Consider the following 15,578-nt stretch of genomic DNA (forward strand, 5'->3'; position numbering starts at 1 on the left):
ATTGATGAACAAGGAAAGCAGCGTTCTTCTTCTGTTCAGCGTTCCTCACTTTCGTCTGAATCCGATATCCGAATTCTCGTGGATCGTATCGGAGACGTCTTCGGAAGCCGGGATTTAAGGGTTTCGGGCTCGATTTTCATGAAAAGATACAGTGCATTAATTGCAGGAGCTCTTTACTTGTGGAGCCGCTATGGTTTTGCCGCCGATTTGGGCCTGGATCGTGTGAGTTGCTATGTAAAGGACAACGAATTGGTTTTGCAATTTCGAGATACCCGGCGCTGGTCGACGGGGGATATTTGCGGCATCTGTTTGCCGACAATGCGTGCCGTGTTATCGATACGGTCAGGAAATATACGAAAGTTTCGGAAGCCACGTTGTGGGCCAATCTGTCCTTTTTGTTGGTATACCGATTTGAAGAATGGATTCAGCATGCTGACACAGCGGAACTGCAAACGCGCATCCAGGCAGTATACCGACAAATCATGAATGAACCGTCGGCCGACTGGTTTCCGGAGAAAGCATGCATTCCGCTGACGGGACGTTTTCGATCGATCAAAGATCCTATGTGCCAGAGCCGCAGTATCCTGATCCGCAATAAATGTTGTCTTAGTTACCGGCTGCCCGGCGATGATCGGTATTGCTACACCTGTCCGATGATATCGGATGCTTGCCGTATCGATAAATACAAGGCATTGCACGGTAATCACTAAATTCAGCTTCGAGGGAACGGCTTCTTTTTCACCGCCTGCATGCATAAGCTTCAAGCAAGGATCGAGGACGACCCCGCTTGCGGTCTTGTGCGCTGGGAGGTAAGGTGATGCGGCGAAAATGGGGAAAAGGGTTTAATTTTTGGCAGGGCGGCGCGCCGATGAACAGAGCCCCGCGACGTTGGGGCAACAGAGGTTTTCGATGGTTCGGCAGCAGTACGCCTCCGAAGGCGGTGCCAAGGAAGTGGGGAACGCAGAAATGGTCCCAAAGCTCCAGCGCGCCAGGTTATACGACTACTTCACGAAGGTGGGGCGGTCCGCGGCGCAAGCGGCTGAAACGTAAACATCTCTGGCTCATCACGCTGCTGCTGATCGTTTTTTTGAGTATGCAAACCGTCCTTTTTCTAGACCGCGAGCTGCGCGAGCCCCTAATGTTTCTGGCCAAGCTGCGTATTACGCAGATGGCGACGGAAGCGATCAACACGGCGATTACCCAGGAAATTGCCCGGGACGCCGATACGGATAAGCTTATTCAATGGAGAACCGACCCGAACGGGAAGGTGACCGGATTTCTCATTGACTACAAAGAACAAATGAGGCTCACCGCCAAAACGATCCAGGTCGTCGACCAAGTCCTTAAACAGCGGGAGGACGTAGCGGAGCGCATTCCGATCGGTCACGCTTTGAAAAGCCCGTTTCTTTCTTCGTTCGGACCCAGCGTCGGGGTAACCTTCCACCCGGTAAGTGCATTGAAAGTAGACGTCGATACAAGGCAGACGGATGCGGGCATTAACATGGTGCTGATTGAAGTGCTGATCCGGATCCGCACGGAGATCGCCGTTGTCATTCCGTTCGATCAGGCACCCGAAATGTTGGAATCCGAAATTCCGTTGTCCTATGTAATGGTTGTCGGCGATGTGCCGACCTATTACTATGACAACAACGGGCAGCCGGTAGGCAGCGGGGCCGCCCAAGCACCTTCCATCGCATTGCCGGGATCGCCGAAATCTCCTGAGGAGCCGCATTAAGATTTCCGGGATCTGAGTGCCTTCTTTTCCTCGCGTTCCCAATGCTTGAGCATCGGATACGGATCGAAAGCCCATTCCACCAGCCCTCTGTCGCGGTAAACACCGTAATGCAAGTGCGGAGGGAACTTACCTTGTGTGCCTGGGCGCCCATATCCTGAGCTGCCTACCCATCCGATGACCTGGCCGGGGCGAACGATGTCTCCGGCCTTTACCTTTTTATCGTATCCCGATAAATGTGCGTAGTAATGGTACAGATTATTGAGGTCGCGAATGCCGATCCGCCAACCCCCGAAAGCGTTCCACCCTTTTATTTCCACCACGCCGTAGCACGTGCTCCTTACCGGAACCCCATGTCCTGCGAATATATCGGTGCCTTCATGGATTCGGTATCCGCCCCAGCTTCGACTAGTGCCCCACGTACTGCGAAAAGAGTAGGTGCTTCTTACAGGAAGGGGAAAAGCATGATCGGACAAGTCCAACCGGTCGAACGTTCCATAAATCTTCGTAAACTGCATGATGCGTTGAACAGCGCGCGTATTGTGGTAATACTCCCATAAGCCGATCGGAAAATCCTCCTCGCTGCTTCCATGCCGAACGACTTTCAAAGCAACGGTGTAGAGGAGATCCTGATCGTTTCCGGCGTCGGCTAAGCCGTCTCCTGAACCGTCAAGTCCGATACCGCGAAAAAAACGGATGGAGACCGGATTCGTATCGTTCTTGTCCGGATTTAATACGCCGCTCCACCGATCTCCCGGGATGTATATTCCTGCTATGGCGTCATTGCGTAGGGGGCGGGTTTTCGGATGGGCGCGCGCCAAAGTGCGCTCATATTGATCGATGGCGGCAATTTGCACCCAGCTGAGTCCGGTTTTCAGGCTGATTTGCTCATACAGCTCGCGGCGCAGCTTTATCTGGTCGGGCTGAGCTTGTGCCGCCCCGTGAACTGGTGAACTTGACCAGCCTATAAAGAGCAGGATCAAGAAGGCGGCAATCTTGCGCCGGAATGGAATACGACTTGTATTGGAACCTCCCGATCGGTGACGCAGCATGACAATCCCCCTTACAGGCAGCTGAATGGACCAAGTAGGTGTAGGGTTTACAGATCATTGGTTTTTATCCGAATCGTGCTATAATAAGGGGACAGAAAGAGGGGAAGAGCATGACGACTAGCGCCAGAGAGCGCAAGCCTGACTGGCTGCGGATCAAGCTGACTACGGGCGAGCCATACCGCGAGATCAAAGACATGATGCGGACCAAAACGCTTCACACAGTATGTGAAGAGGCGCGTTGTCCGAATATATATGAATGCTGGGCCAACCGGACGGCCACGTTTATGATTTTGGGAGACATCTGCACACGAGCTTGCCGGTTTTGCGCGGTTAAGACCGGACTGCCGACGGAATTGGATTTGCAGGAGCCGGAACGGGTGGCTGAAGCGGCCGAGCAAATGAATTTACGCCATTGTGTCGTCACGTCCGTAGCGAGAGATGACTTACAGGATGGCGGAGCGTCTATATTCGCCGCTACGATTGCAGCCGTCAGAAAGAAGCTCCCGCTGTGCAGTGTCGAAGTGCTTATTCCCGACTTTATGGGGAAGAAGGAATCCTTACAGATCGTTATGGATGCCAAACCGGACATCCTTAATCATAATATTGAAACCGTTGAACGCCTTTCCGACCGTGTAAGAGCCAAAGCAAAGTACAAGCGGTCATTGGAGCTGTTGCAGCGGGCAAAAGAAATGTATCCCGACATACCGACGAAATCCAGCATCATGCTCGGAGTCGGCGAGAGGACGGAAGAAATTTTACAGGCGATGGATGATCTCCGCGCCGTGGATTGCAACATTCTCACGCTCGGCCAGTACTTGCAGCCATCCCCGGCCCACCTGGAGGTTGCCCGTTACGTACATCCTGATGAATTTGCATCGTTGAAAGAGGAAGGTTTGAAACGCGGATTCTCCCATGTGGAGTCCGGGCCGTTCGTCCGCAGCTCATATCACGCGCATGAGCAGGTGAAATCTGCGGAAGCAAGGACTACGAGTGTTCGGGAGGAGAGCAGAGTATGAATTTCATGGCAGGAGGGAATGCTTATTCGCTTTTGCATGAACATAAAAACGGATGGAATCCGGAAGCCTTTCACGAACGTTACAGCGAGGTGCTGGAACGGTTCGATTACGTTGTAGGGGACTGGGGTTACAGCCAGCTTCGGCTCCGGGGCTTTTACCGGGACGGACATCCTAAAGCGACCAAAGACAGCACGATTTCCAGCTTGGTCGATTATATTAATGAATATTGTAATTTCGGATGTGCTTACTTCGTTCTTGGAAAGTTGGACAGCGCGAATCTTTCCGATGAGCAGAAGTCCGCTCTCCAGGTATTGCCTGAAATCAGCGCGGCTCTGAATGAGGCCGGCGAACAGGCTGCCGAGACGGCAGCGGCATTAAGCGGACCTCTGATGCGCTGGCCTTTGAAGGAACGCGCAGGAGGACCTGCACGAGTACCGAACGTTACGGTATCCGCCGTTGCAAGGGCGGCCGCGGAGAGTGCTGAACGCCGCAACGCGGCCAACCAGAACGTGAATGCCTCCGGCTCTACTAACAGAGGCGGAGGTTCCAGTTCGCGGCCGGGGCAAGACGGCGGGAATTCTAACAAGGGACGTTCATACGGCGGTCCATCCGGGGCGGATCGCCGGCAGGGACAGGCTGGCGCTCAATCCGCCGGCAAATCTCCCGTGCAGCAGCGCGGCTCCCGCGTTCAAGCGAGCGGAGAAGCCGGCCGCCCGAATAATGAGGACACGCGTTTCTCCGAAGGCGGCAATATCCGTCCCGATAGCTCCAAGAACGGCAGCCGTTGGCCTGGAAAGAACAGGCGCCGCAAAACCTTCGGCGGCAAGCCGAACCATCGCGCAGAAGGCGGGCCGCGGCCGGACAACGGTTCGACGCGCTCCGGAGAATAACAGAAAGCCGTTATCGACAAATCCGTCGGTAACGGCTTTCTTTAGCTTTTGCCTGAGCCGATGAAGGCTTCCCTTACGCGGTTCCAGAACGGGTAAGGCCTGTAGCGTGCGAAGGAGACTTTCTCTTCCGCGACTTTGCACACGATCGAGCGTACGCCGGACATCTCCAGAACGAGATGATCAATGCCGATGGCCAGTTCGTCCTCCGGATCGGGAGTGATGTCGCAGTGATGATGCTTCGGTAAAATGACCGGCGATCCGAGCGTCCGGTATACGCGATTGTTAATGGAAGCCATTTCTGTGATCTGCAGCGCTTCTAACGATGGGTGAATGACGGCGCCTCCCAGGCTTTTGTTATATCCGGTGCTTCCTGAAGGAGTCGAAATCACGATGCCGTCGCCGCGAAATGTCTCAAACGGTTCGTCGTTAATATGGATGCCGGCTACAAAGGTACTGCCGTCTTCACTTTTGAGGCTGAATTCGTTTAACGCGATATAAACGGCAGAGCTGGAGTGTGTCTGGATTTCTACCCGCAGCAGAGGATATTGAATTTTGCGCGGCTCCGTCGTTTTCATCAGCTCCAGCAGATCGGCGATCTCGTCCTTCTTCCAATCGGCGTAGAAACCGAGATGTCCCGTATGGATTCCAATGAAAGATACCTCTTCCACCCGGTGCTTAAACCGATGGAACGCCTGGAGAAGGGTGCCGTCTCCGCCGATTGAGATGACGACATCCGGCGAATTGTCGTCGGCGGTGAAGCCCTTGTCTTTCGCCAGTGTATGGAATTGTTCGCATAATTGCCGGGACAGGCGGTCGCCCCGATCGAGCAGCGCATACTTCAAAACCTTGACGCTCCTTCCGCAGACAAGCGTTATTCTCCTACGATCATAAACAATAACCGAGGTGAATACAATGCCGGATCAGAAGAATAAAGGCCATATCAAATAGACGATAAACATCGCGATCGCCCCGTGCAATAAGCGGAAAAGCGCGAACGGCGCATAGCGCCAGCGGGTGCGGCTCATCAAACCTGCCACCTGGGCATGGACGGACAGCCCTGCCCAGGAGAGGACGAAAGCCGCGGCCGCGATTCTGTCGACCATCGGCAGCGGCATCCCGGAGGCCGCTGCCGATGCCGCAGCTTTTGCCCCAAGCGTAACTTCAAAGATGCCTTTAACGAGGGAAGGCCCCATGTCCGGCGGTAAACCGAATACGTGAAGCATACCGGATGTCAACTGATTCACAAAAGACAATGAACCGCTGTTCACGAAAAGGTCGAGAGCAGCGGAGAAAAATACGACTAAGCCGCCGACAATCATCATGAGCGCGAGTGAGGATTGCACGGACTGCTGCAGCATGAGCCCGAAAGGCCGGCCGTCAGCCGTTCTGGCCCGGTGCATGGCGGCTAAAGCGGCACGCAGCCTGCCTCTGCCGGCGGCCGCGTCATCTTCGGAAGACATGACGGCGGAACGATCAAGGAAACCGGTCAGTATACCGAGTGTCAAAGCCCCTCCATAGTGCGCGATAGCCAGCACCGGAGCGGCCTCCGAGCTTCCAAAGAAGCCGATGCATACGGCTCCGATGAGAAAGATAGGATCGGAAGTCGTGGTCATGAACACTAGCCGTTCCCCTTGTCTACCATTGAGCAGGCCCTGCTCCATTAACCGTGACGTCAAACGAGCTCCCACAGGATATCCCGAGGCGAAGCCCATCGCAACAACAAAGCCGCCCACACCGGGGAGGCGGAACAAAGGGCGCATAAGCGGATCAAGCAAAGTGCCGGTCATATGTACAATGCCGAAACCGAGCAGCAATTCCGATAATACAAAAAAAGGGAATAAGGCGGGGAACAGCACATCCCACCATACCGCAACGCCTCGCAGAGACGCATGAAGCGCCGTTTCGGGCATCGCCAGAGCCAAGCCTCCGATAAAAAACGCAGCACCGCCTGCACCCAGCATTCCCGCAGCCCTTGTCCAACGAGAGAAGCCCGGCCGCTTGTTTTGCTTTATTTTCAATGCGATTCCTCCAGTCGACCTTTCTTGTCCCAATATATGTAGACAGGCGTCCAATCTTTACATGAGACTAGGGATGCAGGATTTCAATTAATTGTAATCGTTTACAAAAAACACGTGAAATATGGTCCGCAATGTGATACGATTGAACTAATAAAATAGATGGAATGGTCGTCTCACAAAATACGATTAATGACGGAGTGATGAGGATGGCAGGAATCGTTGCAGGGTTGCTTGTATGCGCTTTCGTCTATGTCATTCGGGAATCCTTGCTCAGTCCTGAAGAGGAAATATAAACAAATACCGAACAGATTGATGGATACAAGCGCAATCGCCCGCTTAGGGCGGTTTTTGTTTTTGTTAAGGGATTTTTTACAGAATATAGCCGACAAAGCCCTCGACTTTAGGCATGGGATGAATCGGTTGAGGACAAGGGGGTGAACACATGCAAACCGTAACCGTTCAAATACGTATATTCCCAGGCGCCCAAGCCCTATTGAAAGAGATGGGAAACGAAATATATAAAAACTGTCAATCATTTAACCGAACAATCTGAAGCATCGGGCGCATTTCCAAAGCTGACATCCAAGGATGTGCTAGCCAATCTTCCGTCCGCAGTAAGGAACCAAGCCATTCGAGATGCACGAAGTATTCATAAGAAGACGAAGAAGAAAGGGAAACGTCCCATACTGCGAAGAAGAGCCTACTACGTGAACAATCAAAACTATTCGATTAGGGACGACGCAGTTTCATTTCCAGTCATGGTGGACGGAAAGATACAGCGGCTGACTGTCTCAGCTCGTATAACAGAACGAGAGCAAGTCCTTCTGTCAAGCGGCAAGCTTGGGCTATTGAAAGTGGTAGAGAAGTCGGGTAAGTGGTACGTTCAAATATCCGCGTTATTGCCGACAGAACAAGCGACCGGAGACGTAAAGATGGGAATTGACTTGGGATTGAAAGTACCCGCGGTCGTTGTCACTTCAACAGGGAAGACAAAGTTTATCGGCAACGGCAGATATATTAAGTACATCCGCCGTAAATACAAAGCGCGTAGACGGAAGATGGGCAAGCTCAAAAAACTATGTGCAATCCGTAAGCAAGAAAGAAAGGAACACAGTTACATAAAAGATCAGAACCACAAGATCAGCCGGAAGATCGTGAATATGGCGATAGAAGAACACGTATCGGTCATCAAGATCGAGAAACTGACAAACATTCGCCAGACGACAAGAACAAGTCGTAAAAACGCTAAAAACCTGCACAACTGGTCTTTCTATCAATTGCAAATGTTTATTGCGTACAAAGCTGCGTTGGCGGGTATCAAAGTTGTTGAAGTGAACCCTGCATACACTTCACAAACATGCCCAACGTGCGGTGAACGCAACACAGCAGCGGACCGAACGTATCAGTGTGCTTGCGGCTTCCGAGGACACCGCGACAGAGTTGGAGCAATCAACATCATGCGTCAACCTGAGGCAGATGGTAAAAGTCTGTCAGCCTAAGATGCTATATGCACAGTCTTAGGATGGGCTGATGACACAGCCCCGAACTTAGCAGTTGTCCAAACCAGAAACGGACTGCGGACGCACCAACTAGCTAAGAATCCCACGGCATTAGCCGTGTGGGGTGTCAATTTTGTGGTATAATACGCGTACATGATTAGACTCCTTGAAGAGCCGGACGACCACAATTTATTAATTCCTATTCGAATATGAATTCGGGAAAAGGAGGAACGATTTGTCCGATTACGCGACCATCTATGAAGCCATTGGCGGAGCCCCTGTTATACGCGAAATCGTTGAGAAGTTTTACCCCAAGGTTCAGGCTCATCCCCTGTTATCGCCGCTGTTCCCGGAAGATATTATGCCGGTGATGGAGAAGCAGTATTTATTTCTAACCCAGTTTCTTGGCGGACCGAATTTGTTCTCCGATGAATATGGGCACCCGATGATGCGCGCACGGCATCTGCCGTTCCCGATAACGCCGGAAAGGGCGGAGGCCTGGCTGGACTGTATGTCGCGGGCTCTTGCCGAAACCGAAATTCCCATGCCTTTGCAGCAGCTTGTGCTGGAGAGACTGTCGGGCCCTGCGCACCATTTCGTCAACACCGACCCATCTTAAAAGGAGGATCTGCGTTGGAACCGCTTTATCAGATTAAAGTCACCTGCAGCTGCTGTGAAACCGTCTTCCATACATCCCGCGTACGTCCAAGCTTCAAAAAGCCGGTGAACACGGATACTGACTTCTGCGCTTACTACACAACGGTGAATCCGGACTATTACGTTGTGAGGGTCTGTCCGTCCTGCGGGTTTGCTTCCACCGAGAATTTCGCCGAGCGGCTAACGGACCGTCAGAAGCAAGCCTACAACGACAAGATCGGGAAACAATGGCAGAAACGGGATTACGGCGGTGAGCGTGGAGCGGCCGATGCCATGTTGAGCTATAAGCTCGCGCTTTTATCGGCTCAAGCGATCGGGGAGAAGGACCGCGTCATTGCCGCAGTGCTCCACCATATTGCCTGGTTGTACCGGTATGAGGGGGAAGTCGAGCAGGAAAACCGCTTCCTGAACTTTGCATTGGATGCATATGTGCGGGTGTTCGAAACGGAGAGGGATTCCGTAAGCAATGCGCGGATGATGTACCTGATCGGTGAGCTGAACCGGCGTCTCGGACAATACAATGAGGCTGTCCGTTGGTTCGGGCGCGTCATTCAGGACAAGAACATCACCGACGCCGCGATGATCCGGTCATGCCGGGAACAATGGCAGAACATGCGTGAAGAGATGAACGGCAAGGGGATAGAACTGCCGGAAGAAATGCTTCAGAGCGGTACATAACTTATGTTTACAACTCCCTGAGCGGACGATTTGACAGCAGATAATCTTGATCCGCATCGATAAGCTTGAGCGCGGAGTGGCAGCACGGAAGGATCACCGTACGTTTGCGGGCGCCGCCATAGATGCTTTTGACTTCAGCCGGTTTTATAGGGAGCAGCACGTGGGTGCTCTTGCAGAACGGGCATTCCTGCACGTACACGTCATTTATCACTATATCGTAGGGTACACTGTTGCGAAATGGTATCATTTTGAGGCACACCCCTTTCAGTATCTAAACATACAACAGGGGAACGTACAGTGCAACGGAAAGGTAGAGAAGACAATGGCCAATCACTATTCCCAAACCTGGAACCTCGATTCGATATTTCCAGGAGGCTCATCATCCCCTCAGTTCGCTTCATTCATGGAGGAGACCGAATCGACGGTAGCCCGGTTACACAAGGCTCTTCAGGATCGGGGACAAGAAACCGCAGGCAACGAGAAGTTGACGGAATGGACGCACACCCTTCAGGATGTATTGTCCAGATTCACTCAAGCGGAAGCGTTCGTCTCCTGTCTAAGCGCTCAGGAGATGGGCGATAAGCGCGCCGTTGCATGGACGGAGCGGGTTCAGACATTATCCGCCCGCTTTAACCAGGTGCTTGATTTATATGATGCCCAGCTTGCTGCCGTCCCTCAGGATCGTTGGGAGCAGTGGATCGCTGATCCTGCGCGCTCCATAATCGCATTCCCGCTCAGCGAGCGGCGTGAAGCGGTAAAGGACAAGATGCCGCCTGCGCTTGAAGCGGTGGCAGGCGAGCTTGCCGTTAACGGTTATCACGGCTGGGGTGAACACTATAACACCATTGTCGGGCGTGTTTCGATCCCATGGGAGAAAGACGGAGCAAAGGTATCATTGTCGGCCGGTCAGGCCTTCAATAAATTGGAAGATCCCGATCCGGCTGTCCGCCGGTTGATGTCCGCCCGATGGGAAGAAGCGTGGGCCGGCCAAGCCGATCTTTGTTCCGATACTTTGAATCGATTGGCCGGTTTCCGCTTAAAGCTGTACGGCATGAGACAATGGGATGATCCGTTGCGAGAACCGCTTAAGATCAACCGGATGAGCCGTGAAACCCTGGACGCGATGTGGACTGCTGTCGCAGAGGGACTTGCGCCGCTCAAGCGCTATTTGGATCTCAAAGCCCGGCGAATGGGCAAGGACCGTTTGGCGTGGCATGACGTGGATGCGCCTATAGCCTCAACCCAATCGAAAATACCGTTCGACGAAGCTGCTCAATTGATCATCGATGCATTCGGTCAATTTTCACCGGAGATGGCGCAATTTGCCCAGCGAGCGTTCGAGGAACGCTGGATTGAAGCCGAGGACCGCGCAGGCAAAAGACCCGGCGGCTTTTGCACGAGCTTGCCCCGCACCGGAGAAAGCCGCATTTTCATGACGTACTCGGGAACACCGGGAAATGTGTCCACGCTGGCGCATGAGCTGGGGCACGCGTACCATAGCTCGCAGGTTATGGATTTGCCGCCTTTTGCGCAGGCATATGCGATGAATGTTGCCGAGACAGCATCTACGTTCGCGGAGGCGCTTGTGAATGAAGCGCTGCTGCGCCGTTCCACGAGCGATGAGGAGAAGCTTGCGCTCCTTGATGACAACTTGCAGCGGGCAGTGGCATTCTGTATGAACATTCGTGCGAGGTTTATTTTCGAGAACCGTTTCTATGAACGCCGTGCGTCCGGAATCGTGGAAGCGGCGGAGCTGAACGAAATGATGACAGCCGCGCAGAAAGAAGCTTACGGTGATGTGCTGGGTAACTGGCATCCTCATTTCTGGGCGTCCAAGATGCATTTCTACTTGACCGATGTGCCGTTCTATAATTTCCCATACACATTCGGGTACCTATTCAGTACCGGACTTGTGGCAGTCGCTGAAAAGGAAGGCGATTCCTTCCGGGACCGCTATGACCGGCTGCTGCGGGATACCGGTGTTATGAGGGTAGAGGGGCTGGCTTCAAGCCATCTCGGCGTGTCTTTGGAACGCCCTGATTTCTGGAAGCAGGCTATGTCACGAGTGGCTGCGCATGTGGATGCTTTCGAGCAGCTTTGCAAGTAATTTAAGCAGTTCACTGAGCACCTTCGGCCGTAATACAGGCTGAGGGTGCTTTTACATGTATGAAGTGACATTTTTCCCCATATATAGACAAAATCATTGAATAATTCAAAATATTCTTTTATAATGAGGCTGAAGTCGCAGTTGGTAATACCTAGAAGAATTAGATTTATAAGTACAAAGGAGGAGAATGACGAAATTGGAGCAAAATCCTTTAGCTAGGCAGATCGGCATCGCGCTGGAGCAATTGGAAGGAGAATTGAAGGGACTGACGGCGGGAACGATCGTCCTGCAAATCCGCAACGACACAGTCGGCAAGTTTGGGATCCGGCATCTTCCTGTAGACTGCGGCTCCGCGAACAAAGGCGGTTCGGGAATGTCCGCCGCGCACGTTCAATTGCTCCGCCGATTGGCACTGGAAGCTCTTCAGCACAAGAACAGCTGGACGCATGGTGAAATCAGCTATGACTTTGTACTCAAACAAGACCAAGTCTATGTCAGCATGCAGATTGAATCCAATTACAACATGGCGAATCATATGTTCCAGCTCAAGCGGCGAGACCGCAGGGAAGCTCGAACGAATAGCTTTTTTATACATAATGGCAATACCCGTCAGTTGACCGCTTACGAAGCAAGAAGTAAAACAATCTTAGCCTGGATATCGTCCGGCTGGGATTGTTTTTATTTTGGGTGAAAACTTTTTGCTGATGCTGACAGGTATATACATTGAACAGAGGCAAGGAAGGGGTGTCGGTGGTGGAGAATGAGCTTATACAGAGAATGAAGGCAGGCGACCGCCAAGAAGCCTTTGAGCAGTTATATAGGCTGTATGCGGATCAGGCGATACGAACAGCGGCCGCGATCACCTTGAACCAAGCGAGCGCTGCAGATGTCGTGCAGGAGACTTTCATCCGGGTGTACCGGAATATTGAGAATTATGATATCGGAAAACCTTTCAAACCCTGGTTCAACAGAATCCTCATGAATGAGTGCAACCGGTATCTCAAGAAACATTCTCGGGTGATTCCTTCCGAAATTGACGAGGAAAGGGATCTTCCTTCCGACACCGATACTTATGATTTTGACCGGCATGGAGAGATTTACGAACTTGTACAGCAGCTCGACGACATCCATAGGGTACCTGTCATTCTGAAGTATTTGAACGATCTTGCGGATCAGGATATAGCGGATATTCTCGGGCTTAACTTAAACACCGTGAAATCCAGATTGTTCAAGGCGAGAAACAAGCTGAGAGGCTGGATGACAACGAGCAAAGGAGGAAGCATTCATGGCGCTTGATCGATTCGAAGAAAAGCTGCGAGACGGTCTCGGCAAGGGAACGGAAGCATCGCTTATGATGAAGGAAGAGATTTGGCGCAATATCCGCAGCACAATAGAATCGGAGCCGCTTGAGATGAACCTGGGCAAGCCCGAAGTAAACCGTCGAACCGAACGCCGCCGCAAAACAGCCCTGTATGCCGGTTCCATTGCTGCAGCTGTGTTGATCATGTTCGTAATTGCCCCCGCACAGCCCACACAAGCGTTAATCAGTCAGATTAAAGATTGGTTTGCTCCGTCGAAGGTTGTTGAACAGCAGATTGAAGGGATTCCATCAAAGTCGAATGCGACTCTTCACGAAGGGAAGTCGGGATATGTTATCTATTTTGATAAAAAAATGTACAAGATGACTACGGTCGACGGCAAAGACCGGATTGTTCCGACGCGGCACACGGATGAGAGATATCCCGAGGTTTACATGGAGATCACGCAGCAAACTCAATCACCAGACAAGGCGGCCGAGGGAATTCACACTCAGCTGAAGCATTATCCGACAGTGTCGGAAGTACGGGAAGTGCAGCTTCCGATACCTGCGCGCGAGATCCATGCGGTCGGTGGAAAAGGCGGGAAAGCCTGGAACGACGAGGTGGTCCGGTTCTATGTGTTCGACAATAACAAGGGAGGTAGCTTTGTCATCAGGCAGCAGTACTTTCTGGAAGCTGAGGAAGGGCACGGCGAGCGATTCAAACAGATGCTTAAAGAATTCCATATCACGGATGAGAAAAATGGAACAGGAGAAAAACAACGATGAAAAAGATAATTACCATTCTCATATTGAGTCTAATGATGCTGCCGGTCGCAGCGTGCGGAAATTCTGAGCCGTCTGCAGGGTCTGCCGGGACCGGCACAGCGGTTGACAACGCAGGCCCGCAAGCAAACAAACAGCCCGAGGACCAGCCGATAATTGATGATCCCGCCGACTCCTTGAAACGGGAACAAATTATCGGATTAAGCAGTGATGAAGTGTCGGCAAAGTACGGTGAACCGGAAGCGGTGACGGACGCCAATCATTTTCTGATCATGAGATATGACTTCCCGGCGGAAGGGTATCAATATCCGGAGAAGGTGATCTCGATCGACGTCAAGGGGTTGACGGACAGCAAGATGCTGGCACAGCTCGTCGTCGATTACGGAGAAGATAAAACTGCCGATTCCTATTCGATTTTTTATATGACCGGCAGCGAAGTCATGCAGTACCGTGTGACCAAAGACGGAGCGGAGGAATATCCGGCGGGCGCGGATTAAATGCGGTTGACAATCGTATTGCGCGGGGTATAATGATTAACAATCAAGCATATTCCTCGGCGATGAAGAGAATAAGTAAGCAAGGCTGGAGCGTTCACAGAGAGCCGGTAGAGCTGGAAGCCGGTACGCCGCCCTTGCCGAATGGATCTCGGAGCCGAAAGTGCAAAGACGGACAAACGCGGCCTTCGCCGTGTCTTTGGCCCGCTCCCATACTTTCCGGCTGTTCTCCGTTAACGGAACTTAAGGTTTCGCATGCCGACGTGCTGCGAGACGAATAAGGGTGGTACCACGGCTTCTCGTCCCTTGCGGAGGAGGGCTTTTTTTATTTTCCAAAAAAGGGGTCCGATTTTATGTCCAAATTACGTGTATTGTCCGGTATTCAGCCCAGTGGTCAACTGACGCTCGGGAATTACATCGGGGCGATCCTGAATTACGTTAAGCTTCAGCATGAACACGAATGCTTCTTCATGGTGGTGGATCTTCATGCCGTTACCGTACCCCAGGACCCTGCGGCTCTGCGGGAGCAAAGCGAATCGGTCGCCGCATTATATTTGGCCGCCGGAATCGACCCGTCGCATGCGGCCGTCTTTTTGCAGTCGCATGTTCCGGCCCACGCTGAGCTGGGCTGGTTGATGACGACTATGGCGTACATGGGCGAACTCGAGCGGATGACCCAATTTAAAGATAAAGCGGAAGGCAAAGACGCCGTAGGCGCAGGCTTGTTCGTATATCCCGCTCTTATGGCCGCCGATATTCTGCTGTATAACGCCAACCTCGTTCCTGTCGGCGACGATCAGAAGCAGCATCTGGAGCTGACGCGTGATTTGGCCGGCCGATTCAATCACCGGTTCGGTGACACGTTCGTCATGCCGGAGCCTTATATTCCTAAAGTAGGCGCCCGGATTATGTCTCTGGACGACGGCACGAAAAAGATGAGCAAAAGCAATCCCAACGCGGGAAGCTACATTGCGCTGCTCGACAGCCCTGACGAAATCCGCAAAAAAATATCCCGAGCCAAGACCGACTTGGGGCGGGAAATTGTTTTCGATCCGCAAAACAAACCTGAGATCAGCAACTTGATGACCATCTACGCTCAACTGTCGGGGCAGACTTTGGAGCAAATCCAAGCATCTTACGACGGGCAGGGATACGGCGCATTCAAAAAGGATTTGGCGGAAGTGGCGGCAGGCGCCTTGGAGCCGCTGCAACGCAAGTATGCGGAAATCCGGTCTTCCGGAGAAATTGGCCGTATCCTGCGCGACGGCGCGGAACGCGCGAATGCCGTTGCGGAAGTGACACTGCGCCGGGTGAAGGAGTCGATGGGCTTCTTACCGCCCATGCGATAACGG

15 protein-coding genes, 1 pseudogene and 1 other annotated feature are annotated in these 15,578 nt (G+C 52.5%); of the genes and pseudogenes, 13 read left to right on the forward strand and 3 right to left on the reverse strand.

Annotated elements, in window-relative coordinates; all coding sequences use genetic code 11:
* The first annotated feature begins 296 nt into the window (after nucleotides 1-296).
* Both SD71_RS09000 and yunB read left to right on the forward strand, forming a co-directional pair.
* Complete coding sequence (locus SD71_RS09000; protein ID WP_041062084.1) at nucleotides 297-710, forward strand: (2Fe-2S)-binding protein; 414 nt, start codon at nucleotides 297-299, stop codon at nucleotides 708-710.
* Between the two features lie 107 nt (nucleotides 711-817).
* Complete coding sequence (gene yunB / locus SD71_RS09005; RefSeq protein WP_052476101.1) at nucleotides 818-1,735, forward strand: sporulation protein YunB; 918 nt, start codon at nucleotides 818-820, stop codon at nucleotides 1,733-1,735.
* Here the strand turns inward: yunB and SD71_RS09010 are convergent.
* Nucleotides 1,732-2,784 (reverse strand): M23 family metallopeptidase, encoded by a 1,053-nt coding sequence (locus tag SD71_RS09010; protein WP_082034138.1) that lies wholly within the window; start codon nucleotides 2,782-2,784, stop codon nucleotides 1,732-1,734. The two genes, yunB and SD71_RS09010, sit on opposite strands and share 4 nt — an antisense overlap.
* An 83-nt stretch (nucleotides 2,785-2,867) precedes the next feature.
* Here SD71_RS09010 and lipA point away from each other — a divergent pair, with 83 nt between their 5' ends.
* Complete coding sequence (lipA, locus tag SD71_RS09015) at nucleotides 2,868-3,800, forward strand: lipoyl synthase (protein WP_268747727.1); 933 nt, start codon at nucleotides 2,868-2,870, stop codon at nucleotides 3,798-3,800.
* Nucleotides 3,797-4,690 (forward strand): YutD-like domain-containing protein, encoded by an 894-nt coding sequence (locus SD71_RS23010; RefSeq protein WP_235427049.1) that lies wholly within the window; start codon nucleotides 3,797-3,799, stop codon nucleotides 4,688-4,690. The genes lipA and SD71_RS23010 overlap by 4 nt, the downstream gene beginning before the upstream one ends.
* A 41-nt stretch (nucleotides 4,691-4,731) precedes the next feature.
* Here the strand turns inward: SD71_RS23010 and SD71_RS09025 are convergent, their stop codons facing one another.
* Both SD71_RS09025 and SD71_RS09030 read right to left on the reverse strand, forming a co-directional pair.
* On the reverse strand, nucleotides 4,732-5,532 hold the full coding sequence (locus SD71_RS09025; RefSeq protein ID WP_041062086.1) for an NAD kinase: 801 nt from the start codon (nucleotides 5,530-5,532) through the stop codon (nucleotides 4,732-4,734).
* A gap of 78 nt (nucleotides 5,533-5,610) precedes the next feature.
* Entirely contained in the window at nucleotides 5,611-6,708 is a 1,098-nt protein-coding gene (locus SD71_RS09030) for a nucleoside recognition domain-containing protein (protein ID WP_200889581.1), read from the reverse strand.
* Nucleotides 6,709-7,150: 442 nt separating this feature from the next.
* On the opposite strand from SD71_RS09030, the pseudogene SD71_RS09035 reads away from it, so the two are divergent.
* From SD71_RS09035 to trpS, 9 genes and pseudogenes are all read left to right on the forward strand, one after another.
* Nucleotides 7,151-8,207: pseudogene (locus SD71_RS09035) on the forward strand (RNA-guided endonuclease InsQ/TnpB family protein).
* A 235-nt stretch (nucleotides 8,208-8,442) separates the two neighbouring features.
* Complete coding sequence (locus SD71_RS09040) at nucleotides 8,443-8,826, forward strand: globin domain-containing protein (protein ID WP_041062087.1); 384 nt, start codon at nucleotides 8,443-8,445, stop codon at nucleotides 8,824-8,826.
* Between the two features lie 14 nt (nucleotides 8,827-8,840).
* Nucleotides 8,841-9,542 (forward strand): DUF2225 domain-containing protein, encoded by a 702-nt coding sequence (locus SD71_RS09045; RefSeq protein ID WP_082034139.1) that lies wholly within the window; start codon nucleotides 8,841-8,843, stop codon nucleotides 9,540-9,542.
* A 46-nt stretch (nucleotides 9,543-9,588) separates the two neighbouring features.
* On the forward strand, nucleotides 9,589-11,649 hold the full coding sequence (locus SD71_RS09055; RefSeq protein WP_326998729.1) for a M3 family oligoendopeptidase: 2,061 nt from the start codon (nucleotides 9,589-9,591) through the stop codon (nucleotides 11,647-11,649).
* Nucleotides 11,650-11,845: 196 nt separating this feature from the next.
* Nucleotides 11,846-12,340, forward strand: coding sequence for an O-methyltransferase (locus tag SD71_RS09060; RefSeq protein WP_235427050.1), 495 nt, complete (start codon nucleotides 11,846-11,848; stop codon nucleotides 12,338-12,340).
* A 62-nt stretch (nucleotides 12,341-12,402) separates the two neighbouring features.
* Nucleotides 12,403-12,945, forward strand: a complete 543-nt coding sequence (locus SD71_RS09065) for an RNA polymerase sigma factor (protein ID WP_041062214.1) — start codon at nucleotides 12,403-12,405, stop codon at nucleotides 12,943-12,945.
* Nucleotides 12,935-13,735 carry a hypothetical protein gene (locus tag SD71_RS09070; RefSeq protein ID WP_041062091.1) on the forward strand — a complete coding sequence of 267 codons (801 nt, stop codon included), beginning with the start codon at nucleotides 12,935-12,937 and terminating at the stop codon, nucleotides 13,733-13,735. Before SD71_RS09065 ends, SD71_RS09070 begins: the two co-directional genes overlap by 11 nt.
* Nucleotides 13,732-14,229, forward strand: coding sequence for a hypothetical protein (locus SD71_RS09075; RefSeq protein ID WP_052476102.1), 498 nt, complete (start codon nucleotides 13,732-13,734; stop codon nucleotides 14,227-14,229). The genes SD71_RS09070 and SD71_RS09075 overlap by 4 nt, the downstream gene beginning before the upstream one ends.
* A gap of 53 nt (nucleotides 14,230-14,282) precedes the next feature.
* Nucleotides 14,283-14,536: a binding site (T-box leader), on the forward strand.
* Nucleotides 14,537-14,579: 43 nt separating this feature from the next.
* A complete protein-coding gene (gene trpS / locus SD71_RS09080) occupies nucleotides 14,580-15,575 on the forward strand; it encodes a tryptophan--tRNA ligase (protein ID WP_041062092.1) in 996 nt (331 codons plus the stop codon).
* Nucleotides 15,576-15,578 lie beyond the last annotated feature (3 nt).

The sequence above is a fragment of the Cohnella kolymensis genome, from assembly GCF_000829465.1.
Classification (GTDB): domain Bacteria; phylum Bacillota; class Bacilli; order Paenibacillales; family Paenibacillaceae; genus Cohnella; species Cohnella kolymensis.

What these genes read in the sequence shown, in the direction of transcription:
- yunB (WP_052476101.1), top strand. Translation starts at nt 818, where the DNA reads ATGCGGCGAAAATGGGGAAAAGGGTTTAATTTTTGGCAGGGCGGCGCG.
- SD71_RS09010 (WP_082034138.1), bottom strand. Translation starts at nt 2,784, where the DNA reads ATGCTGCGTCACCGATCGGGAGGTTCCAATACAAGTCGTATTCCATTC.
- SD71_RS23010 (WP_235427049.1), top strand. Translation starts at nt 3,797, where the DNA reads ATGAATTTCATGGCAGGAGGGAATGCTTATTCGCTTTTGCATGAACAT.
- SD71_RS09070 (WP_041062091.1), top strand. Translation starts at nt 12,935, where the DNA reads ATGGCGCTTGATCGATTCGAAGAAAAGCTGCGAGACGGTCTCGGCAAG.
- SD71_RS09075 (WP_052476102.1), top strand. Translation starts at nt 13,732, where the DNA reads ATGAAAAAGATAATTACCATTCTCATATTGAGTCTAATGATGCTGCCG.
- trpS (WP_041062092.1), top strand. Translation starts at nt 14,580, where the DNA reads ATGTCCAAATTACGTGTATTGTCCGGTATTCAGCCCAGTGGTCAACTG.